Source organism: Pseudomonas sp. LBUM1676 (assembly GCF_059695605.1).
Map to the genome: position 1 here is coordinate 3,983,514 of NZ_CP166777.1, position 22,468 is coordinate 4,005,981.

Genomic DNA, 22,468 nt, shown 5'->3' on the forward strand with positions numbered 1-22,468 from the left:
TCAGGTAATCGAGTCAGGAAGACATGAAGACATTATTGCGTTTGTTGAAAAGTTTTTGGTTGGTCATCCCCGTGTTGTGGCTGGCGAGCCTGGTGCTGTGCTGGTTCTTGGCGCCGCAGGTGAGCTGGCTGCGGGGCTATGCGCTGGAAGCGATGGCGATCATCAGCGCCTTTTACTTGCTGGTTATTGTGCTGCGTCAGTACAAGCGTATCCGCGCGGAACACAACCTTGAGAATCTGGTGCAGATCGAGGTCGATCGATCGCTCAAATCCACCGGTGAGTTCCGTGACCAGCAAGTGCTGCGCGAACGCCTCAAGCACGCCATCGCGATGCTGCGCACCGATCGCTCGGCCGGTGGCGGCGGCTCGTCGGCGCTGTATGACCTGCCGTGGTACCTGGTCATCGGCCTGTCCGGCGCCGGCAAGACCTCCTTGCTGACCCGTTCCGGCCTGTCCGCGAGCATCGCCAACAGCGCCAATGACACCCACAGCGGCACCCAGCATTGCGACTGGTACTTCAGCCCTGAAGCCGTGATGATCGATACGGCCGGCCGTTACCTGCGCGACGACCAGTCGGCCAGCGAATTCGCCGCGTTCCTGCGGATGCTGAAAAAGCAACGCAACAAGGCGGCCGTCAACGGCCTGGTATTGGTGGTCAGCCTGCCCGAGCTGCTGGCGGCCAGTGCTGCCGAGCGCAACGAGCTCGCCGCGCAACTGGTGTCGCGCATCGAGGAATACACCGACTGCCTGGACGCCAACCCGCCGATCTACCTGATGTTGAGCAAGACCGATCAGCTGCCGGGTTTCAGCCAGGCCTTTGAAGGTCTGGACCTGAACGAACGGCAGCAACCGCTGGGCATGACCTTCGGGCTGTCGGAAATCCGCAACCAGGGTTTGCGCCCGGTGCTGGATGCCAAGCTGGCCAACCTGCACAGTCACATTCGCCGTCATGTCGACGCGCAGATGATTGCGTTGGGGGCGGATGCCAACAGCGCGCTGCTGAATTTCCCGAACTATTTTTCCGAACTGTCGGTGGTGCTGGAGCAGTTTCTCCAGCACTTCACCCACAGCGGACAGGCGGGCACGCCACTGTTGCTGCGCGGCCTGTACTTCACCAGCGCCCTGCAGACCGATCAGCAGCTGAGCCAGGTCTATGAAGACGATCTGGCCGAGTCGTTCGCGCTGCAGCCACAACCCGAGCACCAGCACACGCCGGGCAGCGGCCAGAAAATCAGCGATCGCAGCTATTTCATCACCGATACCTTCCGCCGGGTGATTTTCCCGGACCGCGACCTGACGCTCTACCAGTCGCGTTTCGGCCAGAACACGTCCTTCAGCCCTGCCGTGCTGAGCGTGGCCGTACTGGCCGCGCTGGTGTTCATTGGCTGGGAAACCCTGTCATTCCAGAACAACCGTCAGTGGCTGGCCTCGTTGCGCGAGCAACTGACCGCGCTGCAGCAATCACCGGACCGCACCCAGTTGCTCGCCTCGGGCCAGGGCCTGGAATTGTTGCGCGACCAACTCGCGGCCATCGAGAAGTACCGTGCCAACGGCGTGCCGCTGCAACTGAGCGCCGGCCTTTATCGCGGTGACGACATCTACCTCGTCGCCCAGAACGCCTATTTGCAGCAACTGCGCACCCAGGCGCTGGAACCGGTCACCCTGCAACTGCAATTGCAGATGCGCGCGTTCAATGAGTTCGCCAAGACCATGGACCCGCAGAACAGCTTTGCGCCAGCGTCCGCCAAGGCTGGTAGCCCATCCGCCAAAGCCCGTGCCCAAGGCCTGAAACTGCCAACCCGCTTGAGCAGCGTTCCGCGCAGCGCCGGCGATGTCAGCCAGCACTTGAGCGGTGCAGCCAAAGGTGCGGCGAGCAAGGTCCGCGGGGAGGCCATGACCGCCTTGCGCAATCCGGCCACGGCGAGCGACGCCGCGGATCTGTCGGCGACTACCGGTGGGCTCTCGTTGTCCGAAGAAATGCTGGGTCGACTGGATGAGCGCCAGGTGGCGTCCATCATCGAGTCCTATAACGCGTTGAAGCTGTACCTGATGCTGACGCAACCCGATGCGCATCCCGAGCCCGAGTTCGTCGGGGCGGCGTTGCCGGTGGCCTGGGCTGCGACTGCCAGTGCGGACAACCCGGTCAGCGCTACGGTGATCCAGGACAACGCGCCGGTCTACGTGCAACTGCTCAAGAATGGCCAGGCGCCGTCCTTGCCGCGCAACGAGCAATTGATCAGCGAAACCCGCAACAGCTTGAAGTCGTTCATGATTTCCAGCTCCTTGGTGGACCGCGAATACCTGCGCCTGCAACTGGAATCCAGCCGTCAGTTCCCGGCCCTGGGCCTGAGCGACCTGGTGCCGCTGCCTGGACGCCAGCTGTTGTACGGCACGGAAGCGGTGCCGGCGATTTTCACCCGTCAGGGCTGGGAACAGTTCGTCAAACCGGAGTTGATCAAGCTGGTGTCCGGCAACCTGCGCAACGAATCGGACTGGGTGCTCGATGGCGAAGGCGGCGACAGCCTGGTGCAGAAAGCCAACTTCATCCGTGAGTTCATGACGCGCTACAAGCGCGACTACAGTCAGGCCTGGTACGGTTTCATCGACAGCGTCGGCGTGCGCCATTTCACCGACATGGCCAACTCGACCCAACAACTGTCGCTGCTCAGCGACGTGCAGAATTCGCCGGTGAAAAACCTGCTGGCGGCGGTCAACGACAACACCCAATGGGATGTGCCGGCGCCCCGTGAAACACAGCAACCGGGGATCAAGCGCGATGACGGTTTCTGGGGCAAGGTCACCGGCATCTTCGATGGCCAGGACACCTCGCCGAACGCGCTGATGTCGCCGTTGCCCGCGGTGGATGACGGCAGCCTGGCCAAGCGTTTCGAGCCGGTGTCGCGGGTGTTCGCCGTGCAGAACGCCGAAGGCGCCGACAGCACCATCATGGATCGCTACCTGGCGGCCTTGCGCAAACTCAAGGTGCGGATGAACAACATCCAGCGCTCGCAAGACGTCGGCAAAAGCAGCAAGCAGCTCATCAGCGAGACCCTGGAAGGCCAGCCGAGCGAAGTCACCAGCGTGCGCAACTACGTCGAGACCACGGTCGACACCAGCCAGGGCGGCCTGTCCACCTCGCTGCAAGACCTGTTCAGTCTGCCGATCCAGTTCGCCTGGGAAACCCTGCGCGACCCGGCCGGCGAGCAGATCGCCAAGGCCTGGGCGCAACAGATCGCCAAGCCCTGGGAGCAGGTCATGGCGCACCGTTATCCAATCGCGGCGGGCAGTCGCAACGAAGCTTCGGTCAAGGACCTGCAGCGTTTCGTCGACCCGGAGTCCGGCCTGCTGCCGAACTTCAAGCGCAATGAAATCGGCAACCTGTCCGGCGGTGAAGGCCTGGGCATGAGCAGCGCGAGCAAGGCTACGCCACTGGTCAACCCGAACATGGTCAACAGCATCGACAAGGCCAGCTCCCTGGGCCAGGTGATTGCCAGTCTGTCCGATCGGGAAAACGGTTTCGAGATCATGCTCGAGCCTTCGGCTTACTTCACCGACATCATCTTCACCCTCGATGGTCAGGTGCAGCATTACCGCAACGGCAAGACCAGCTGGAGCCGCTTCTCCTGGCCGGGCACCACCACCGCGCCCGGCGCGCGCATGGACGTGGTGACACTGACCGGCGAGCGCATCACGGTGTTCGATTACCCGGGCCGCTGGGGCCTGCTGCGCATGAATGACAGCGCCCGGGTCAGCGACCTGGACGGCATACAGCAACGTTTCAGCTGGAACACCGCCAATGGCCAGGTCAGCCTCGCCGTGCGCAACTACGGCGGCGTCAAGCTGACCGACCTGGCCAACGTCAAGGCCCTGAGCGCACTCAACGCAACAGGCGGACGGGCCCAGTGAGCACGCACCTTTGCAATCAGGGGCCGGGCCAATGATTGGTTGTTTCGGCAAAGTCCCCTCGAGCCCGGACTTCGTCAGCCTGCACGGTGCAGCCGACGACGTCTGCGAGTTCGATGCCTGGCTGCAAGGCGCATTGGCCGCCCTGCAGCCGCAGGAGCACTGGCGGGAATTGTTCGATGCCCTGCCGGTGTGCTTCTTCTGCTATCGCGCCCGCAGCGGCAACTGGGTGCTCGGCGGGCTGATCAGTTCGAAGGATGCAAGCCAGCGACGCTATCCGTTTTTCATTTTTCAAACGGTAAAGGCCAGCGAAGCCGGGCCCTTGGTCAATCCTTTCACCCTGGGCGAGCTGTTCAGCGGGCAGATCAGGCCCTTGCTGCATAGCGCCGCCCAGGGCGAAAGCACTTCGGTGCTGTTCGATCGCATCAAGGCCCTGCGCCCCTTGCAAGGTCAGGACTTCGAGTTGTTCCGGCGCGTGCACGACAAATTCCTGGTGAACTTCAGCCTGCGTGACATCGCCACCGCGCTCGAAGACTCGTACCCGGAGTTCGTCACCAATGCCGTGCTCACCCGTTTGCAGGCCCTGAACAGGCATCTGCAGCACGGCACGCCGATCGGCATCGCCCTGCCCTTGCCGGCGGAACGGGGTTTGAAAAACCCGACGGCGGATCTGTGGGTCACCTGGTTGACGCGCATGACACCCGGCAGCGCCGTGCCGCAGATCAGCCTGCTGGCCGACGACTTCATGCGCCCGCGACTGATCTGCTTCGCCTCGCGCACCACCAGCGACGCCTATCGCGTGCTGACCGGCACCGCCGAGCGGTCGCACAGCTACGACGTGCTGGCGTCATTCGATGCATTTGATGAGCACCACCCTGCCTGCATTTTTCCCGAAATCGATCGCCCTCTTGATGACGTCATCGACCGTTTTGTCGCTGCCCTGGATTTGAAGTCCGTATGAACAAGATCAAGTATTACTTCTTGCGCTACCAACCCTACATTCTGGGGGTAGTGTTCTTTCTCTCGATCTTCCTGGTGTGGGGCATCGGACGTGCGTTTGACTTCAGTTCACTGAACAGCCTGCTGACGGGCATTGGCGTGTTCCTGCTGCTGTCCTGCGGCTACGTCCTGCTGCTGTATCGCGGGGTGTCCCGGCACCACAATCTCGAAGGGCTGCTGCGCGACGACGCCGATCAGGCGGTACTGAACGCCAGCCCGGCGGACCGCGAAGAAGTCAGCCTGTTGCGCGAGCGTCTGTTGCAGAGCATCGAGCGCCTGCACAGCAACAAGTCCCGGGGCGGCAATCCCAAGGATGCCTTGTATGCCCTGCCCTGGTACCTGGTGATCGGCCAGCCTGCCGCCGGCAAGAGCACGATGCTCTATCAGTCGGGGCTCAACTTCCCCTATGCCGAGCGCGAAGGTGCACGTGTCGCCGGCCTGGGCGGCACCCGCAACTGCGACTGGTTTTTCAGCTCCGAGGCGGTCCTGCTCGATACCGCCGGGCGCTACATGAACAACCAGGAGGAAGCGGGCAAATGGCGGGCTTTCCTCCAGCTGTTGCGCCAGCATCGCCAGCGCCGGCCGCTCAATGGCTTGATCGTCACCGTCAGTATTCACGACATTCTGCAGGCCTCGCTCGAGGACCAGGAGCGCATTGCCAAGCGCCTGCGCGAGCGCATCCAGGAAACCCATGCGCTGCTGGAAGTGCGACTGCCGGTGTACCTGGTGTTCACCAAGTGCGACCTGGTGCCGGGATTCGCGCCTTTCTATCGCCAGTTGGATGACGTGGCCCGTGGCGAAGTCATGGGCAAGACCTTTGCCCACAAAGGCTTTGAGCAGGCCGATTGGGGCCGGCAATTCGGCGTGGCGATGGATGAGTTGATCAGCTATTGGCAACAGGTGGCGGGCCAGCAACTGGTCCTGCAGGACATTCAGATCACCCGTCAGGATTCGGCGGTGTATCGCTTCCCGCTGGAACTGGCAGCGCTCAAACCCCGGCTCCAGCTGTTCGTCGATGCCCTGCTGCGCGCCAACCCGTATCAAAAGGCCGAACTGCTGCGCGGCTTCTATTTCACCAGCGCCCTGGATGCCGACCAGCCGGAACTGGGTGGGCACACCCGCCAGGTCACCGAGCGCTTCTCGCTGGACAGTGATCAAGCGCTCGCCAGCGGCACCGCGCAAGCGCGCCCGCTGTTCATCAACAGCCTGTTCAGGAAAGTCATCATCCCTGACCAGCACCTGGTGGCGCTGTACACCACCAACCATCGCGAACGTCGGCGCAAGGCGGCCTGGGTTGGCGGCGCCGGGCTGGTGGCGCTGCTGCTGTGCGGGCTGCTGGGCTGGTCCTATGTGAACAACAAAAATACCGTGCAGGCGATCTCGACGGAACTGGCCCAGGCGGCCGCCACTGACGCGTCGGCGACAGGTCAGTACACCGATTGGCAAACCCTGGACCGCATACGCTTCTGGACCGCCCATTACTACGCGCAGCATCACGACCAGGGAGTCCCGTTGCGCCTGCGCCTGGGGCTATATCAGGGCTACAAGGTCGAACCGCTGCTGCGCGGCCGGTATTTCGACCGGCTGGAAAGCGTGATGCTCAAGCCGACCGCCGACAACCTGACCCGCTCGCTGTACCTGCTGACCACACTCAAGGTGTATCAGCGCAACAGCAAGGAACTGTTGCCCGTGACTGGCATCGACAGCGTCGAACCCAAGGCCTTGCCGAGCGACAACCGGGCCCAGTCGATCGCGGCCTTCGGCAAGACGACGCTGGACACCTACGTCATGCTTTCCCGTGCCCAGCGGGAAAAGGCTGACCCCGCCTTCCTCAAAGCCAGGATCCCCGACTACTGGTACCCGGCGATCGCCCGCCAGACTGGCAAGACCATCGGTGCTTCCAATGGTGGTGCAGGCTCGAACCAGGATTACGAGTTCGCCAGCCGGCAGATCAATTTCTACAGCGACCAGATCCACGAGGAAGACGTGCCGCGGATTCTCGACAACGCGTTCCTCACGTCCAGCTCGCGCAACTACATCAACAGCCTGCTGACCCAGTCGTTGCGCTCGATCGAGACCATCACCCTGGAGTCGGACACCTTGTTCGCCTTTGGCCGCGCCGATTTCCAGAGCCTGAAAACCGAAGGCCAGGGCCAGCTCAGCGCCATTGCCGGCAAGCTCCTGAGCACCCCCGACATCGGCAAGATCATCATCGCCGGGCACGCCGATCAACTGGGCGACCCGCAGGGCAATATGCAGGTGTCCAAACAGCGCGCACAGACCATCAAGACCTACCTGGTGGGCAAAGGCGTGCCTGGCGAGCTGGTCGAGGCCATCGGCGAAGGCAGCACCCGGCCCCTGGTCAAGTGCGACATGCAGCAGCCCCGGGCCCGACTCATTCAGTGCCTGGAGCCGAACCGGCGGGTAGAAATCGAAGTGCGGGCGCTCAACTGAGCGCGTCCCGCACTGGCAGAAACACCGGCGCCCGGGTCGTCTCGACGTATAGACCCGGGCCGGTAACACACCTCTCTTGATCGTTTCAAAGAGGTTAAAACGAAGGGTTCGTGACCTGTCCGCAGGTGGAAACGGCCCTTAAATGAAAGTAAGGAGAAATTAAAAATGGCATTTGACGCATACATCCAGATCGAAGGCATTCCAGGTGAAGTGCTGGACGACAAGCACAAGGATTGGATCGAAGTGCTGGGCTACGAGTTCGGCGCAACCCAGGCAACCTCCGCAACGGCGAGCTCTTCGGGCGGTGCTTCTTCGGAGCGTGTAGTGTTGAGCAATTTCACCATCCGCAAAGCTGCGGACAAGGCGACTGCCAAGCTGTTCGAAGCCTGCTGCAAAGGCACTCACATCGCCAAGATCCAGCTGAACGTGAACCGCGCCGGTGGTGACAAGGTGACCTACCTGACTTACAACCTCGAAGAAGTTGTGGTGGCTTCCGTCAATACCGTTGCTGGCGGTAGCCAGAACGGTAAGGACGAATCGGAAAGCGATCTGCCAATTGAAGTCATCAGCTTCAACTTCGCCCGCATCAAAACCACCTACACCCAGCAGAGCCGTGCCGATGGCCAGGGCGGCGGCAACGTCACCGGTGGTTGGGATCGCACGGCCAACAAGGTTTTCGCTTAAGTCTGTAGCGACGGCGGGCCGCGCAAGCGGTCCGTGTTCGGCACCGTGCCTGGCAATCGGGCGCGGTGTTCTTTTATCTTGACCAGAGTTGCCTATGTCTGAATTTCTCAACGACCTTTCGCTGGCCGAACTGACAGCGCCCATCAATGAGGGAAGCGGCGAAGACTTGAGCTTTTCCACCTTGTTCGATCAGGTGAAGGAAGCGCGTCGAGCAGACCCCGATTACCTGACCCAGGGTGACTGGCAGACCGATCTGAAATCCTCCGATTGGGACCTGACCATCACCCTGGCTGCACAAGGACTGGCTCGACAGAGCAAGGACCTGATGCTGGTCGCCTGGCTCAGCGAGGGCCTGGCGCACCGCTACCACTTCGTCGGTATCACCTTCGGCCTGACCCTGGCCGAACGCATTCTGGATGCATTCTGGGCGGACTTGTTCCCGTCCCTCGAAGACGGCGTCGACGAGCGCGCCGCACGGCTGGCGTGGATGAAAACTTCGCTGGCGGACATCGTCGGTGCACTGCCGATCACCCAGGGTCAGCAATACGGCCTGTTGCGTTATGACGAATCCAGGCATGTCGAAAACCTGGCGCTGCAGAACCCCCAGGCCATGCGTGTCGCCCTCGATGAAGGCAAGATCAATGCGGAGATCTTCCAGCGCTCGGTGGTGTTGACCGACTCGGATTACCTGCGCCTCAAGGCCGGCGAAATCGCCGCCAGCCTGAAAGCCTGCCAGCAACTGCAGAGCACCGCCGACCGCCACTTCGGCGCCGAAGCCCCGAGCTTTGCCGGGCTCAATGACATCTTGTTCCGCGCCGGGCAACTGGCCGAGAAACTGCTCAAGGATCGGGGTATCGAACTGCACCCGGCCCCTGTCGCAGCCCCTCTGGCTGCCTCGGAAAACGCTGCCGACCAACCCGCAGGTCCTGCCATGACCCAGAACCGACACGACCTTGCCGCCACGCCGCTGCGCACCACGCCACTGACCCGCGACGAAGCCTTCACCCAACTGGCGGGCATCGCCCAATTCTTCAAACAGACCGAGCCCCAGAGCCCCGTCCCCTACCTGATCGAACGTGCGATCAAATGGGGCAACATGCCGCTCGAGGGCTGGCTGAACGATGTGATCAAGGACAGCAACGTGGTGGACAGCATCCGCGATGTGCTGGGGACCAAGGAAGCGCAGGCCTGATACACCGCTATCGCGAGCAAGCTCGCTCCCACAGTTGATCGGTGTCGCTCACAGATTTCATGTTCGCTGAAGATCCCCTGTGGGAGCGAGCTTGCTCGCGATAGCGGTCTGCCAGCCAACACCTCTACCGAATGTGCCGCCCTCTTCGCCAGCAAGCCGGCTCCTACACGGGATCGGTGGCGCTCGCTGATCTGGAATTCAGTGAAGATCCCCGTTTTTTAAACCGTCCGACCAGAAACTCATTCGAGGGACTTGTGCTTCCGGTATTATGGTATACCATCAGACGCACAGACACCTAAACCTCCTACGGAGCAGCTCATGAGTTTCGAAATCCGCAAGATCGTCAGCTACGTCGAAGAAACCTTCATCGAGGGCGGCAAAGCCACCGACAAACCAGTGACCATGGTCGGCCTGGCCGTCGTCATGAAGAACCCTTGGGTAGGCAACGGTTTTATCGAAGACCTGAAACCACAGATCCGCGAGAACTGCTCCGACCTCGGCGCCCTGATGGTCGAGCGTCTGGTTGGCATCATCGGTGGCGCGGAGAAGATCGAGGCTTACGGCAAGGCGGCAGTCGTGGGCGCCGACGGTGAGATCGAGCACGCCTCCGCCGTCATCCACACCCTGCGCTTCGGCAACCACTACCGCGAGGCGGTGAAAGCCAAGAGCTACCTGAGCTTCACCAACAAGCGCGGCGGCCCGGGCACCTCGATCCAGATTCCGATGATGCACAAGGACGACGAAGGCCTGCGCTCGCACTACATCACCCTGGAAATGCAGATCGAAGATGCACCGCGCGCCGACGAAATCGTCGTGGTCCTGGGTTGCGCCGACGGCGGCCGCCTGCACCCACGCATCGGCAACCGTTACATCGACCTGGAAGAACTGGCGGCCGAGAAGGCCCAGTAATCCCGGTCAGCCTAACTACAACAAAAAGGCATGCAGGAGCGCTCCATGATTCGGCTCACCGCTGAACGCACCCCGGCTGGCACCAGTTACCTGGCGACCGGCCAAGGCCAGCCCGTGGTCTTGATCCACGGCGTGGGCCTGAATAAAGAAATGTGGGGCGGCCAGGTCGTTGGCCTGGCCACGAAATACCGCGTGATCGCCTACGACATGCTCGGCCATGGCGCCAGCCCGCGTCCGGCAAGCGGCACGCCCCTGCTCGGCTACGCTGACCAGTTGCTGGAATTGCTCGACCACCTGCAGTTGCCCCAGGCGACGGTGATCGGCTTTTCCATGGGCGGGCTGGTGGCGCGGGCGTTTGCCCTGCACTACCCGCAACGCCTGCAGGGTCTGGTGGTGCTCAACAGCGTGTTCAATCGCAGCCCCGAACAGCGTGCCGGCGTCATCGCCCGCACCGCCCAGGCGGCCGAGCATGGACCGGACGCCAACGCCGAAGCCGCGCTGTCACGCTGGTTCAGCCGCGAATACCAGGCGGCCAACCCTGCGCAGATTGCCGCGCTGCGCCAGACCCTGGCCGGCAATGACCCGCAGGGCTACCTGACCACCTACGAACTGTTCGCGACCCAGGACATGTACCGCGCCGAGGACCTGGCGAGCATTCAGGTGCCGACCCTGGTCGCCACCGGTGAACTGGATCCTGGCTCGACACCGCAAATGGCCCAGCAACTGGCCGAGCGAATTCCTGGCGCCACGGTTGCCGTGCTCGCCGAGCAGCGGCATATGATGCCAGTAGAATCGCCGCGCCTGGTCAACCAGCTGCTGCTGGAGTTTCTCGACACTGCGCACGCCCGACAAAACCAGATAAAGGGGATCGTTGCATGACACTCGCCTCCTTCCAGATGTGCATCGGCGGTGAATGGGTCGATGCCCTGTCCGGCAAGACCTTTGAAAGCCTGAACCCGGCCCTGGCCGAACCCTGGGCGCAACTGCCCGATGCCGATGAAGCCGATGTCGAGCGCGCCGTGCAAGCGGCGCAGAGCGCTTTCGACAGCCCGGCCTGGCGCGGCCTGACCGCCACCGCCCGGGGCAAACTGCTGCGGCGCCTGGGCGACCTGATCGCCGAAAACAAGGAACAACTGGCGCAGCTGGAAAGCCGCGACAACGGCAAGCTGATTCGCGAAACCCGCGGCCAGGTCGGCTACCTGCCGGAATTCTTCCACTACACCGCGGGCCTGGCGGACAAGCTCGAAGGCGGCACCCTGCCCCTGGACAAGCCGGACCTGTTTGCCTACACCGTGCACGAAGCCATGGGCGTGGTCGCCGCGATCATTCCCTGGAACAGCCCGCTGTACCTGACCGCGATCAAACTCGCCCCGGCCCTGGCCGCAGGCAACACCATCGTGATCAAACCCTCGGAGCACGCCTCGGCGACCATCCTCGAGCTGGCGCGCCTGGCGCTGGAAGCCGGCATTCCACCGGGCGTGGTCAACGTGGTCACCGGCTATGGCCCAAGCACCGGCGCGGCCCTCACCCGCCATCCGCTGATCCGCAAGATCGCCTTCACCGGCGGCGCGGCCACGGCCCGGCATGTGGTGCGCAGCAGTGCCGAGAACTTTGCCAAGTTGTCCCTGGAACTGGGCGGTAAATCGCCGAACATCATCTTCGCCGACGCCGACCTCGACAGCGCGATCAACGGCGCGATCGCCGGGATCTATGCGGCCTCCGGCCAGAGCTGCGTGTCCGGCTCGCGGCTGCTGGTGCAGGACGAGATCTACGATGAATTCGTCGAGCGCCTGGTCGAACGCGCCAAGCGCATCCGCATCGGCAACCCCCAGGAAGACAGTAGCGAAATGGGCCCGATGGCCACCGCGCAGCAACTGGCCGTGGTCGAAGGCCTGGTGGCCGATGCCATCGCCGAAGGCGCGCGCCTGCGCCTGGGCGGCAAGCGTCCGCAGAATCTGGGCGAAGGCTGGTTCTACGAGCCGACCCTGTTCGAGTGCGACCGCAACTCGATGAAAATCATGCAGGAAGAAGTCTTCGGTCCGGTGGCCTCGGTCATCCGGTTCAAGGACGAAGCCGAAGCCCTGGCGATTGCCAACGACTCGCAGTTCGGCCTCGCCGCCGGCATCTGGACCCGCGACCTGGGCCGTGCCCACCGCCTGGCCCGGGACGTGCGCTCCGGGATCATCTGGGTCAACACCTACCGCGCCGTATCGGCCATGGCGCCGATCGGCGGTTTCAAGAACAGCGGCTATGGACGCGAAAGCGGCATCGATTCGGTGCTGGCCTACACCGAGCTCAAGACGGTGTGGATCAACCTTTCCCAGGCGCCAATGCCTGATCCGTTTGTGATGCGCTAGGAGCTTTGCGAAATGATCGAACCCGGCATTTACAAAGACGTCATGAGCTCGTTTCCTTCCGGGGTCACGGTGGTCACCACCCTGGACCCGGACGGCGGCATCGTCGGCATCACCGCCAGCGCCTTCAGTGCGCTGTCGATCGATCCGGCACTGGTGCTGTTCTGCCCCAACTACGCCTCTGACACCTACCCGATCCTGCGCGACAGCAAGCAATTCGCGATTCACCTGCTGTCCGCCGACCAGACCGCCGAAGCCTATGCCTTTGCCAGTAAAGGCAAGGACAAGGCCAGGGATATCGAGTGGCACCTCAGCGCCCTGGGCAACCCGCTGCTGGGCAAGGCGACGGCAATCATCGAGTGCGAGCTGTGGCGCGAATACGACGGCGGTGATCACGCGATCATCGTCGGCGCGGTGAAGAACCTGATCCTGCCCGAGCAGCCGGTAACGCCGATGATCTATCACAAAGGCAAGCTGGGCCCCCTGCCCACACTGGCCTGACAGGATGACTCAAAACCTGTGGGAGCGAGCTTGCTCGCGATAGCGGCGGGTCAGTCAACATTGATGTTGAATGTGATGCCGCCATCGCGAGCAGGCTCGCTCCCACAAGGGATCTGCGGTGAGAGGACGAACATGAGCAACGACAAGTACGAAAAAGGCCTGAAAATCCGCACCCAGGTGCTGGGCGAAGCCTACGTGAAACGCTCCATCGAGAACGCCGACGACTTCACCCGCCCGCTCCAGGAAATGGTCACCGAGTACTGCTGGGGCCACGTCTGGGGCCGTGAGGGTTTGTCGCTTAAAGAACGCAGCATGATAAACTTGGCGATGATTTCGGCCCTCAACCGGCCGCACGAACTCAAGCTGCATGTACGTGGCGCCTTGCGTAACGGGCTGAGTCGTGAACAAATACGCGAAATTCTGCTTCAGGTCGGTATTTATTGCGGTGTCCCCGCAGCCGTGGACAGTTTCCGGCTCGCCCGTGAAGCCTTCGCCGAAGCCGATGCCGAGGCCTCCAGTTAACCCTTGGCTGTTGTAATCGAGCACGGCTGATCCATGGATCGATGTGCTCTTTTTGCATGGACAGCCACATTCAGAGCGGACCCCATGAAACGCCTGCCACTCGACGACAGCTTCAAGGTCAATCGCAACCCCGTTACCCTGCGCGAAATCGTGCTGGATAAACTGCGAAGCGCCATCATGAACTTCCAGCTTCTGCCGGGAGACCGTCTGGTCGAGCGCGATCTGTGCGATCGCCTGGGCGTCAGCCGCACGTCCGTACGCGAAGCCTTGCGTCACCTGGAATCCGAAGGCCTGGTGGAATTCGCCGACGCCAAGGGGCCGCGGGTCGCGATCATCACCCTGGCCGACGCGGTCGATATCTATGAGCTGCGTTGCGTGCTCGAAGGCCTGATCGTCCAGCTGTTCACCCTGCGCGCCAAGGCCAAGGACATCAAGGCCCTGGAAAAAGCCCTCGAGGAAAACCGCCAGGCCCTCAAGGAAGGTGAACTGCAGCAGGTCATCGATTCGGTGCAAGGCTTTTATGACGTGCTGCTCGAAGGCTCGGGCAACCATGTCGCGGCGCTGCAGCTGCGCCAGTTGCAGGCGCGCATCAGCTACTTGCGCGCGACCTCGGTGTCCCAGGAGAACCGTCGCGGGTCGAGTAATCAGGAGATGGAGCGCATGGTCGAGGCGATCAAGAGCGGCGACCCGCTGGCCGCCCACCAGGCTTGCGTCGACCACGTCCGCGCCGCCGCCGCCGTGGCCCTGGAATACCTCAAGCGCAAGCAGGAAGAGACCGGGGCGATCCCCGAGATCACCCTGCCGATCGCGCTCAAAGAACCACGCATAGGTCGCTGATCATGTTCAGCCCGAGCTTTTGTCCAAAGTGCGGCGGCAATGACCTCAAGTCCCAGCTGCCGCCGGGCGATACGCACGAGCGCCTGATGTGCCGCGGTTGCGGCTACATCCATTACATCAATCCGAAAATCATCGCCGGCTGCATCATCGAGCAGGACGGCAAGTATTTGCTGTGCCAGCGCGCGATCCCGCCGCGTCCCGGCACCTGGACGCTGCCGGCGGGCTTCATGGAAGGCGGCGAGACCACCGAGCAGGCCGCGTTGCGCGAGGTCTGGGAAGAAAGCGGTGTGCGCGCGGAAATCCTGTCGCCCTACTCGATCTTCAGCGTGCCGAAGATCAGCGAGGTGTACATCATCTTCCGCGCCATCGCCCTGGAGATCACCGGCCAGTACGGGCCGGAAACCCTCGACTACAAATTCTTCGCGCCCGAGGATATTCCCTGGGAGAGCATCTACTATCCGGCGATCCGGCAGATCCTTGAACGTTATATCGAGGAACGCCAGGCCGGGGTATATGGCATCTACATCGGCAACGACGATACGGGCAAGATTCACTTCATTCGCTAGCGGCTTCCCGTTGCACACCGCCCCCCCTGTAGGAGCCAGGCTTGTCGGCGATGGCGATTTCATGGACGCCTTCGCCGGCAAGCCTGGCTCCTACAGGTATTCGGCGCCATGAATCACGCCGGCGCCACACCCTCAACAATCACGATCTGCGCCCGGGCCACGCCCTCGCGGTGCCGTTTCGCCTCCTGATATTCGTCTGATCGGTAGCAAGCCAGCGCCTGCTCATACGAGTCGAACTCGATCACCACATTACGCTGCGCCGCAGGCCCACCTTCCAGCCCTTCACAACGCCCGCCCCGGGCCAACAGCCGACCGCCATACAACGCAAAAGCCGCCGGCGCGCGCTGGGTGTATTGGCTGTATTGATCGGGGTCGGTGACATCTACATGAGCAATCCAGTACGCCTTCATAGTGACCTCTCGGGTATTTTTGTATTATGGTATACCACAAAGTATTTCCATCAAACACTGAGAATCCTGACATGGCCTTCAACAGCATCGAAGAAATCATCGAAGACTACCGCCAAGGCAAGATGGTGCTGCTGGTCGACGACGAAGACCGGGAAAACGAAGGCGACCTGCTGCTGGCCGCCGACTGCTGCACCGCCGAGGCCATCAGCTTCATGGCCCGGGAAGCCCGCGGGCTGATCTGCCTGACCCTGACCGACGAGCACTGCCAGCGCCTCGGCCTCGAGCAGATGGTGCCGAGCAACGCCAGTGTGTTCAGCACCGCGTTCACTGTGTCCATCGAGGCCGCCGTCGGCGTGACCACCGGCATCTCCGCCGCCGACCGGACACGTACCGTCGCCGCCGCCGTCGCTCCCGGGGCGGGTCCCGCCGATATCGTGCAACCCGGCCACATCTTTCCCTTGCGCGCCAAGGAAGGCGGCGTGCTGACCCGTGCCGGTCATACCGAAGCCGGTTGCGACCTGGCCCGCCTGGCCGGCTTCACGCCAGCCTCGGTGATCGTCGAAGTGATGAACGATGACGGCACCATGGCCCGGCGCCCGGACCTGGAAGTGTTCGCGCGCAAGCACGGGATCAAGATCGGCACCATCGCCGACCTCATCCACTACCGCCTCAGCACCGAACACACCGTCGCGCGTATCGGTGAGCGTGAATTGCCCACCGTGCATGGCACCTTTCGTCTGATCACCTTTGAGGATCGCATCGAAGGCGGTGTCCACATGGCAATGGTGATGGGCGAGTTGCGCCGGGACGAACCGACGCTGGTGCGCGTGCACGTGATCGACCCGTTGCGCGATCTGGTGGGTGCCCAATACAGCGGTCCTTCCAACTGGACCTTGTGGGCGGCCTTGCAGCGAGTGGCGGCGGAAGGTCGCGGCGTGGTGGTGGTGCTGGCCAACCATGAATCGTCCCAGGCGCTGCTCGAACGGGTGCCCCAACTGACCCAGCCGCCACGGCAGTTCAGCCGATCGCAATCGCGCATCTATTCTGAAGTAGGCACCGGGGCACAGATTCTGCAAGACCTTGGCGTCGGCAAGCTGCGTCACCTCGGCCCGCCATTGAAATATGCGGGATTGACCGGCTACGACCTGGAAGTAGTGGAGACCATTCCTTTCACCCAGTGACCCTGAGGCTTTCCCGTGAAGTAGGGGCCTTATCTGTGGTGAAGGAGGTGATGAGAGGACTATCTGTGGCGAGCTCCCTCGCCACAGGATCTCAAGCCATCAGGCATGCGTTCGGCCCGAGGGCAAAAAACCGCATTTGGCTGATAGCCGGTAAGGCAAAGTGCTTGCACAAAGTTTGGAATACCATAATATGATATTCCATAGACCGGACACTTCAGCCAAGTGCCCCCGACAGGGAAAGCACCAATAACAGCCCTTGGCACGGTCACCGTTAGAGGCCAGATGGACCTACTGCTCCCGATAGGCGGGCATTACCAAGCCCGCTCAAAAACACAACAAATGAGGGCGTGAAAATGGTGTTGAACAAAGGTGCAACCGCTGTTCTGTTCGCGGGATTGCTGGCCACGGTCAGCCACGTGGCAATGGCGGCTCAAAGCGTCAACTTCGTCAGCTGGGGCGGTAGCACCCAGGATGCGCAGAAGCAGGCCTGGGCCGACCCGTTCAGCAAGGCCAGCGGCATCACCGTGGTCCAGGATGGCCCCACCGACTACGGCAAACTCAAGGCTATGGTCGAAAGCGGCAATGTGCAGTGGGACGTGGTCGATGTCGAAGCCGACTTCGCCTTGCGCGCCGCTGCCGAAGGCCTGCTCGAACCCCTCGATTTCTCGGTGATCCAGCGCGACAAGATCGACCCGCGGTTTGTCACCGATCACGGCGTCGGTTCGTTCTTCTTCTCCTTCGTCCTCGGCTACAACGAAGGCAAGCTCGGCGCCAAAAAGCCCCAGGACTGGTCCGCGCTGTTCGACACCAAAACCTATCCAGGCAAACGCGCCCTCTACAAATGGCCAAGCCCTGGCGTGCTTGAACTTGCGCTGCTGGCCGATGGCGTAGCCGCCGACAAGCTCTACCCGCTGGACCTGGATCGCGCCTTCAAGAAACTCGACACCATCAAGAAAGACATCGTCTGGTGGGGCGGCGGCGCGCAGTCGCAACAGTTGCTGGCCTCGGGTGAAGCGAGCATGGGCCAGTTCTGGAACGGCCGGATCCATGCCCTGCAAGAAGACGGCGCCCCGGTCGGCGTGAGCTGGAAGCAGAACCTGGTCATGGCCGACATTCTGGTCATCCCCAAGGGCACGAAGAACAAGGACGCGGCGATGAAGTTCCTGGCCAACGCCAGCAGCGCCAAGGGACAGGCCGACTTCTCCAACCTGACCGCCTATGCGCCAGTCAACGTCGACAGCGTGGCGCGTCTGGATTCGGAGCTGGCGCCTAACCTGCCGACTGCCTACGCCAAGGATCAGATCACTCTCGACTTCGCGTACTGGGCCAAAAACGGTCCGGCCATCGCGACACGGTGGAACGAATGGCTGGTCAAATGAAAATGACGGCAACCACGTCCCGTCAACCCGCCCAGTCCGGGGGCGCCATGGGCGCTGCCGGCCCGGCTTCCGGCAAGGCGGCTGTGATGAACCAATCCCCTTCCCTGGCACAGCGCTGGCGCGGTTCGAGCAACCTGATCCCCGCCCTGCTGTTCCTCGGCCTGTTCTTTCTCGCGCCGTTGATTGGTCTGCTGCTGCGGGGCGTGCTGGAACCGGTACCGGGGCTGGGCAACTACGAGCAGCTGTTCGCCAACTCGGCCTATGCCCGGGTCTTGCTCAACACCTTCTCGGTAGCCGGCCTGGTGACGCTGTTCAGCCTGCTGCTGGGGTTCCCGCTGGCCTGGGCGATTACCCTGGTGCCAAAAGGCTGGGGGCGCTGGATCCTCAACATCGTGCTGCTGTCGATGTGGACCAGCCTCCTCGCCCGGACCTACTCCTGGCTGGTGCTGTTGCAGGCGTCCGGGGTGATCAACAAGGCACTGATGGCGATGGGCATCATCGATGAGCCACTGGAGATGGTGCATAACCTCACCGGCGTGGTGATCGGCATGAGCTACATCATGATCCCGTTCATCGTGCTGCCGTTGCAGGCGACCATGCAGGCCATCGACCCGATGATCCTGCAGGCCGGTTCGATCTGCGGCGCGAGCCCCTGGACCAACTTCTTCCGGGTGTTCCTGCCGCTGTGCCGGCCGGGGTTGTTCTCCGGTGGCCTGATGGTGTTCGTGATGTCGCTCGGTTACTACGTCACCCCGGCGTTGCTGGGCGGTGCGCAGAACATGATGCTGCCCGAATTCATCATTCAGCAGGTGCAGTCGTTCCTCAACTGGGGCCTGGCCAGCGCCGGCGCCGCGTTGCTGATCGTCATTACGCTGGTGTTGTTCTACTTCTACCTGAAGCTCCAGCCGGAATCCCCGGTTGGCGCCAGCAACGCGAGGTAAGCCGTCATGCTCCTGACCCCCAATGCCATGAGCCGACGCATGCGCTTCGGCCTGTACTTCACCACCGGGCTGATCGCGCTGTTCCTGCTGTTGCCGATCGTGTTCATTGTGCTGCTGTCCTTCGGCTCCTCCCAGTGGCTGGTGTTTCCGCCACCGGGCTGGACCCTGAAATGGTACGGCCAGTTCTTCTCCAACCCCGACTGGATGAACGCGGCGGTGGCCAGCCTCAAGGTCGCGGTGCTGACCACCTTCTTCGCCGTGGCCCTGGGCCTGCCCACTGCTTTTGCCCTGGTGCGCGGGCGTTTCCCCGGACGGGAAATGCTCTACGGCCTGTTCACCCTGCCGATGATCGTGCCGCTGGTGATCATCGCCGTGGCGGTGTACGCGCTGTTTCTCAAGCTCGGCTACACCGGGACCCTGTTCGCCTTCGTGGTCAGCCACGTGATCGTCGCGCTGCCGTTCACCATCATCTCGATTATCAATTCGCTGAAGCTGTTCGACCAGTCGATCGAGGATGCCGCGGTGATCTGCGGTGCCTCGCGCCTGCAAGCGGTGTTCAAGGTGACCTTTCCGGCGATTCGTCCGGGCATGGTCGCCGGCGCCCTGTTCGCCTTCCTCGTGTCCTGGGATGAAGTGGTGCTGAGCGTGATGATGGCCAGCCCGACCCTGCAAACCCTTCCCGTGAAAATGTGGACCACCCTGCGCCAGGACCTGACGCCTGTGATCGCCGTCGCTTCGACGCTGCTGATCGGCCTCTCGGTATTGGTCATGGTCATCGCCGCCGCCGTTCGCCGGCGCAACCCAATCAGCGCCTGAGCGCCAGGAGTACGACATGAGTGCAGTGATCAAAGATTCCGCCCAGCAGAGTGACAAGCCGCTGGTGAGCCTGCGCAACCTGAACAAGTACTACGGCGACTTTGCCGCCGTGGACGACATCTCGCTGGACATCAAGGACGGCGAATTCCTCACCTTCCTCGGCTCCAGTGGCTCCGGCAAAAGCACCACCCTGTCGATGCTCGCCGGCTTCGAAACGCCGAGCAGCGGCGAGATCCTGGTCAACGGCCAGTCGCTGGTCAACGTGCCGCCGCACAAGCGTGACATCGGCATGGTGTTCCAGCGTTACTCGCTGTTCCCGCACCTGTCGGTACGCGACAACATCGCGTTCCCGTTGGCGATTCGCAAACTGGCCACGGCCGAGCGCGAACGCCGGGTGGATGCCATGCTCAAGCTGGTGCAGCTCGAGCAATTTGCCCATCGCCGCCCTTCGCAGCTTTCCGGTGGCCAGCAGCAACGGGTCGCCATTGCCCGGGCGCTGGTTTATGAACCACGCATTCTGCTGATGGACGAACCCCTCGGCGCGCTGGACAAAAAACTGCGTGAAGACTTGCAGGATGAACTGCGTCAGCTGCATCGGCGCCTGGGCATCACCATTGTCTACGTGACCCATGATCAGGAAGAAGCCATGCGCCTGTCCCAGCGCATTGCGATTTTCAGCCATGGCAAGATCGTCGGTCTGGGCAGCGGCTTCGACCTGTACCAGAATCCGCCGAATGCCTTTGTGGCGTCGTTCCTGGGGAACTCGAACTTCCTCAAGCTCAAGGCCCAGGGCAATGCGGTGGCGACGTTTGAAGGCCAGTCGCTGTCGATTCGCCTGACGGCCGGGCTGCAAACCGATCAGGATGTGCTGCTGATGGTGCGCCCGGAAAAAGCCTTGGCCTTGAGTGTCGAACAAGCTGCCGTGGAACCCTTGGCGGCCGGCTGGAATGAAGTGTCGGCCAAGGTCGTGGAGGTGTTGTTCCTGGGTGAAAGCCAGACCTGCAGCGTGGTGACTTCGGGCGGCACCTCGATGACGGTCAAGGCGCTGTCGGCCGCTGGCATGCCGCTGAAGGCTGGCGATCCGGTGCGGGTGCGTTGGGCTACTGCCGATGCTTGTGTCTATACCGAGTGGGCCGAGAGTGATCTGAACAAGGCTGCCGGGGCTCATTGATTTAGTGTTGGCCCATGCCAGTGGGCCACTGGTTTTCTGTCACCCTCGGGTCGCCGCAACGTCGGGTTGTGGCGGCCTTTTTTTTCGGGTGCGTTCACTGGTTTAAAGGCCACTGCATTTTCCAGCTTGGACACTGACCCTTGTAGGAGCCAGTTTGCTGGCGATGATCGTTAACGATAACGCGTGCCGTCTGGTTAAACGTGGCGCACTTGAGTCCATCGCCAGCAAGCCGGCTCCTACAGGCGGTAGGTCGAAATCACACCCTACGAATTATCCATGTAAGTAACGTCTGTAATACCCTTCCGAAAATCCACAAACCTCTTAAATATGAGTTGTGACCATTGACCCGTTGTCGCTACGTTCGTTGCTGCCTTTTAAAACAACAGCCAACGGCCACTAGAGGATTAGCGGGTGCAAACAACAAAGAAATACCTGACAGACACATCCGTCCATCAAGCCCTGTCACTGCAAGACCTTACCGAGCAAAGCACTCACGATCACGCCATCCGGCTACTGCTGAATTTGATCCTGCTGGGGCTTGCCGAAAAAGGCTGGCCCCAGGCAAAAATCCAGACAGGACCGCGCATCGTCCGCGCTGAAGAAAACTACGGTTTGCTCGGTTACCACCCGACAGAAATCACCCTCGGCAGTGAACACACCCGCTGGATCGACGAACACTCCCTGTTGCGAACGCAAACAACCAGTCAAATCCCGGCGGCGCTGCAGCGTGCGGCCGAAGTACGGCAACCGGGCGAGATGATATTACTGGCCGCGCCAGGGATCACTTTTCGCCGGGATAGCCGGGATCGTTGGCATTGTGCAGAGCCACACCAAATGGATATCTGGGTGCTCGGTGATCCTGAGCTGTCGACCCATGAACACTTGCTGCGCCTGGTCAGCGATGTCCTCAGTTGCGCCTTACCTGACAAATCCTGGGTCCACGGCAAGAGTCCGCATCACTACACCGAGGGCGGAATCGAAGTGAATGTGCTGAATGACGGCAAACCGGTCGAAGTCCTGGAGTGCGGTCGTATCGCGCCGTCTTTGCTGCAGCGCCTGAACATAGATCCGTTGCAACATGGAGGGCTGGCGCTCGGGATGGGGCTGGATCGCCTGACCATGCTGCGCAAAGGCATCCCGGATATTCGCTTGCTGCGCGATCAGAACGTACGGGTACAAGCACAGATGCATGATCTGGAACCATGGAACGCCGTATCTCGCTTGCCTTCGATTACGCGTGACATTTCATTAGCGGTCACGCCCGGACTGAGCGAGGAAGCGTTGACCGAAAGGATGTTACACGCGGCTGGCGACTGCGCCGACTGGATCGAGGAGATGCAGGTCAAGGGACGCTGGGAATTCTCGGAGGTACCCGAGCAGGCTATTGAACGCCTCGGACTGCTGCCGGACCAGGAAAATGTGATTCTGCGCGTTGTACTGCGTGATTGTTCGAGATCAATCACGACTGCCGAGGCGAATGCCTTGTATGCAAACATTCAGTCGGCGTTGCATGAAGGGGCGCCGGGGGCGGGTTACAGGATGGATCAACCAACCAATGGCGGACGTGTCCGGGGTTGATATCCGGCGCAAACCCTGTAGGAGCTGGCTTGCCAGCTCCTACAGGTCGCGGGGTGTGGCGGGCACTTCAGA

At 61.9% G+C, this 22,468-nt stretch carries 19 protein-coding genes; 18 read left to right on the forward strand and 1 reads right to left on the reverse strand.

Translation table 11 applies throughout. The annotated features are described in order from the left end of the window. The first annotated feature begins 23 nt into the window (after positions 1-23). The 12 genes from ACA041_RS18395 to ACA041_RS18450 all read left to right on the forward strand — a co-directional run bounded on the left by ACA041_RS18395 (position 24) and on the right by ACA041_RS18450 (position 14,920). Positions 24-3,905 (forward strand): type VI secretion protein IcmF/TssM N-terminal domain-containing protein, encoded by a 3,882-nt coding sequence (locus tag ACA041_RS18395; protein WP_497435264.1) that lies wholly within the window; start codon positions 24-26, stop codon positions 3,903-3,905. Positions 3,906-3,936: 31 nt separating this feature from the next. Next, complete coding sequence (gene tagF, locus ACA041_RS18400; RefSeq protein WP_497435268.1) at positions 3,937-4,863, forward strand: type VI secretion system-associated protein TagF; 927 nt, start codon at positions 3,937-3,939, stop codon at positions 4,861-4,863. Beyond that, positions 4,860-7,355, forward strand: coding sequence for a type VI secretion system membrane subunit TssM (gene tssM, locus ACA041_RS18405; RefSeq protein ID WP_497435271.1), 2,496 nt, complete (start codon positions 4,860-4,862; stop codon positions 7,353-7,355). Before tagF ends, tssM begins: the two co-directional genes overlap by 4 nt. Before the next feature lie 165 nt (positions 7,356-7,520). Beyond that, positions 7,521-8,039: an Hcp family type VI secretion system effector gene (locus ACA041_RS18410; protein WP_497435275.1), complete on the forward strand. Its 519-nt coding sequence runs from the start codon at positions 7,521-7,523 to the stop codon at positions 8,037-8,039. A 94-nt stretch (positions 8,040-8,133) separates the two neighbouring features. After that, the gene (tssA, locus tag ACA041_RS18415; RefSeq protein WP_497435280.1) at positions 8,134-9,231 is read left to right on the forward strand and encodes a type VI secretion system protein TssA; all 1,098 of its coding nucleotides are present in this window, start codon (positions 8,134-8,136) and stop codon (positions 9,229-9,231) included. A gap of 318 nt (positions 9,232-9,549) precedes the next feature. Next, the gene (locus tag ACA041_RS18420) at positions 9,550-10,140 is read left to right on the forward strand and encodes an amino acid synthesis family protein (protein WP_497435283.1); all 591 of its coding nucleotides are present in this window, start codon (positions 9,550-9,552) and stop codon (positions 10,138-10,140) included. 45 nt (positions 10,141-10,185) lie between these two features. Then, positions 10,186-11,019: an alpha/beta fold hydrolase gene (locus ACA041_RS18425; protein WP_497435286.1), complete on the forward strand. Its 834-nt coding sequence runs from the start codon at positions 10,186-10,188 to the stop codon at positions 11,017-11,019. Further along, positions 11,016-12,497, forward strand: a complete 1,482-nt coding sequence (locus tag ACA041_RS18430; protein WP_497435291.1) for an aldehyde dehydrogenase — start codon at positions 11,016-11,018, stop codon at positions 12,495-12,497. Before ACA041_RS18425 ends, ACA041_RS18430 begins: the two co-directional genes overlap by 4 nt. 12 nt (positions 12,498-12,509) lie before the next feature. Further along, positions 12,510-12,995, forward strand: coding sequence for a flavin reductase family protein (locus ACA041_RS18435; RefSeq protein WP_150744356.1), 486 nt, complete (start codon positions 12,510-12,512; stop codon positions 12,993-12,995). A 132-nt stretch (positions 12,996-13,127) separates the two neighbouring features. Continuing rightward, entirely contained in the window at positions 13,128-13,517 is a 390-nt protein-coding gene (locus ACA041_RS18440) for a carboxymuconolactone decarboxylase family protein (RefSeq protein WP_128869384.1), read from the forward strand. A gap of 84 nt (positions 13,518-13,601) precedes the next feature. Continuing rightward, entirely contained in the window at positions 13,602-14,354 is a 753-nt protein-coding gene (locus ACA041_RS18445) for a GntR family transcriptional regulator (protein ID WP_150796292.1), read from the forward strand. Between the two features lie 2 nt (positions 14,355-14,356). Then, on the forward strand, positions 14,357-14,920 hold the full coding sequence (locus ACA041_RS18450) for an NUDIX hydrolase (RefSeq protein ID WP_497435295.1): 564 nt from the start codon (positions 14,357-14,359) through the stop codon (positions 14,918-14,920). A 113-nt stretch (positions 14,921-15,033) separates the two neighbouring features. Here the strand turns inward: ACA041_RS18450 and ACA041_RS18455 are convergent, their stop codons facing one another. Beyond that, positions 15,034-15,330, reverse strand: a complete 297-nt coding sequence (locus tag ACA041_RS18455; protein WP_497435300.1) for a DUF1330 domain-containing protein — start codon at positions 15,328-15,330, stop codon at positions 15,034-15,036. A 71-nt stretch (positions 15,331-15,401) separates the two neighbouring features. On the opposite strand from ACA041_RS18455, the gene ribBA reads away from it, so the two are divergent. The 6 genes from ribBA (at position 15,402) to srmL (ending at position 22,396) form a co-directional block, all read left to right on the forward strand. Further along, a complete protein-coding gene (gene ribBA, locus ACA041_RS18460; RefSeq protein ID WP_497435303.1) occupies positions 15,402-16,511 on the forward strand; it encodes a bifunctional 3,4-dihydroxy-2-butanone-4-phosphate synthase/GTP cyclohydrolase II in 1,110 nt (369 codons plus the stop codon). A gap of 353 nt (positions 16,512-16,864) precedes the next feature. Then, positions 16,865-17,890 (forward strand): ABC transporter substrate-binding protein, encoded by a 1,026-nt coding sequence (locus tag ACA041_RS18465; protein WP_497435306.1) that lies wholly within the window; start codon positions 16,865-16,867, stop codon positions 17,888-17,890. Next, positions 17,887-18,831: an ABC transporter permease gene (locus ACA041_RS18470; RefSeq protein WP_497435310.1), complete on the forward strand. Its 945-nt coding sequence runs from the start codon at positions 17,887-17,889 to the stop codon at positions 18,829-18,831. Before ACA041_RS18465 ends, ACA041_RS18470 begins: the two co-directional genes overlap by 4 nt. A gap of 6 nt (positions 18,832-18,837) precedes the next feature. Beyond that, the gene (locus tag ACA041_RS18475) at positions 18,838-19,647 is read left to right on the forward strand and encodes an ABC transporter permease (RefSeq protein WP_497435315.1); all 810 of its coding nucleotides are present in this window, start codon (positions 18,838-18,840) and stop codon (positions 19,645-19,647) included. 16 nt (positions 19,648-19,663) lie between these two features. After that, positions 19,664-20,818 carry an ABC transporter ATP-binding protein gene (locus ACA041_RS18480; protein ID WP_368992995.1) on the forward strand — a complete coding sequence of 385 codons (1,155 nt, stop codon included), beginning with the start codon at positions 19,664-19,666 and terminating at the stop codon, positions 20,816-20,818. Positions 20,819-21,229: 411 nt separating this feature from the next. Further along, positions 21,230-22,396, forward strand: coding sequence for a PheS-related mystery ligase SrmL (gene srmL / locus ACA041_RS18485; RefSeq protein ID WP_497435320.1), 1,167 nt, complete (start codon positions 21,230-21,232; stop codon positions 22,394-22,396). Positions 22,397-22,468: the final 72 nt, after the last annotated feature.

Coding starts and splice junctions, on each gene's coding strand:
- ACA041_RS18410 (WP_497435275.1), top strand. CDS start 7,521: ATGGCATTTGACGCATACATCCAGATCGAAGGCATTCCAGGTGAAGTG.
- tssM (WP_497435271.1), top strand. CDS start 4,860: ATGAACAAGATCAAGTATTACTTCTTGCGCTACCAACCCTACATTCTG.
- ACA041_RS18445 (WP_150796292.1), top strand. CDS start 13,602: ATGAAACGCCTGCCACTCGACGACAGCTTCAAGGTCAATCGCAACCCC.
- tssA (WP_497435280.1), top strand. CDS start 8,134: ATGTCTGAATTTCTCAACGACCTTTCGCTGGCCGAACTGACAGCGCCC.
- ribBA (WP_497435303.1), top strand. CDS start 15,402: ATGGCCTTCAACAGCATCGAAGAAATCATCGAAGACTACCGCCAAGGC.
- tagF (WP_497435268.1), top strand. CDS start 3,937: ATGATTGGTTGTTTCGGCAAAGTCCCCTCGAGCCCGGACTTCGTCAGC.
- ACA041_RS18430 (WP_497435291.1), top strand. CDS start 11,016: ATGACACTCGCCTCCTTCCAGATGTGCATCGGCGGTGAATGGGTCGAT.
- ACA041_RS18465 (WP_497435306.1), top strand. CDS start 16,865: ATGGTGTTGAACAAAGGTGCAACCGCTGTTCTGTTCGCGGGATTGCTG.
- ACA041_RS18425 (WP_497435286.1), top strand. CDS start 10,186: ATGATTCGGCTCACCGCTGAACGCACCCCGGCTGGCACCAGTTACCTG.
- ACA041_RS18395 (WP_497435264.1), top strand. CDS start 24: ATGAAGACATTATTGCGTTTGTTGAAAAGTTTTTGGTTGGTCATCCCC.
- ACA041_RS18435 (WP_150744356.1), top strand. CDS start 12,510: ATGATCGAACCCGGCATTTACAAAGACGTCATGAGCTCGTTTCCTTCC.
- ACA041_RS18420 (WP_497435283.1), top strand. CDS start 9,550: ATGAGTTTCGAAATCCGCAAGATCGTCAGCTACGTCGAAGAAACCTTC.
- ACA041_RS18455 (WP_497435300.1), bottom strand. CDS start 15,330: ATGAAGGCGTACTGGATTGCTCATGTAGATGTCACCGACCCCGATCAA.
- ACA041_RS18480 (WP_368992995.1), top strand. CDS start 19,664: ATGAGTGCAGTGATCAAAGATTCCGCCCAGCAGAGTGACAAGCCGCTG.
- ACA041_RS18475 (WP_497435315.1), top strand. CDS start 18,838: ATGCTCCTGACCCCCAATGCCATGAGCCGACGCATGCGCTTCGGCCTG.
- ACA041_RS18470 (WP_497435310.1), top strand. CDS start 17,887: ATGAAAATGACGGCAACCACGTCCCGTCAACCCGCCCAGTCCGGGGGC.
- ACA041_RS18440 (WP_128869384.1), top strand. CDS start 13,128: ATGAGCAACGACAAGTACGAAAAAGGCCTGAAAATCCGCACCCAGGTG.
- ACA041_RS18450 (WP_497435295.1), top strand. CDS start 14,357: ATGTTCAGCCCGAGCTTTTGTCCAAAGTGCGGCGGCAATGACCTCAAG.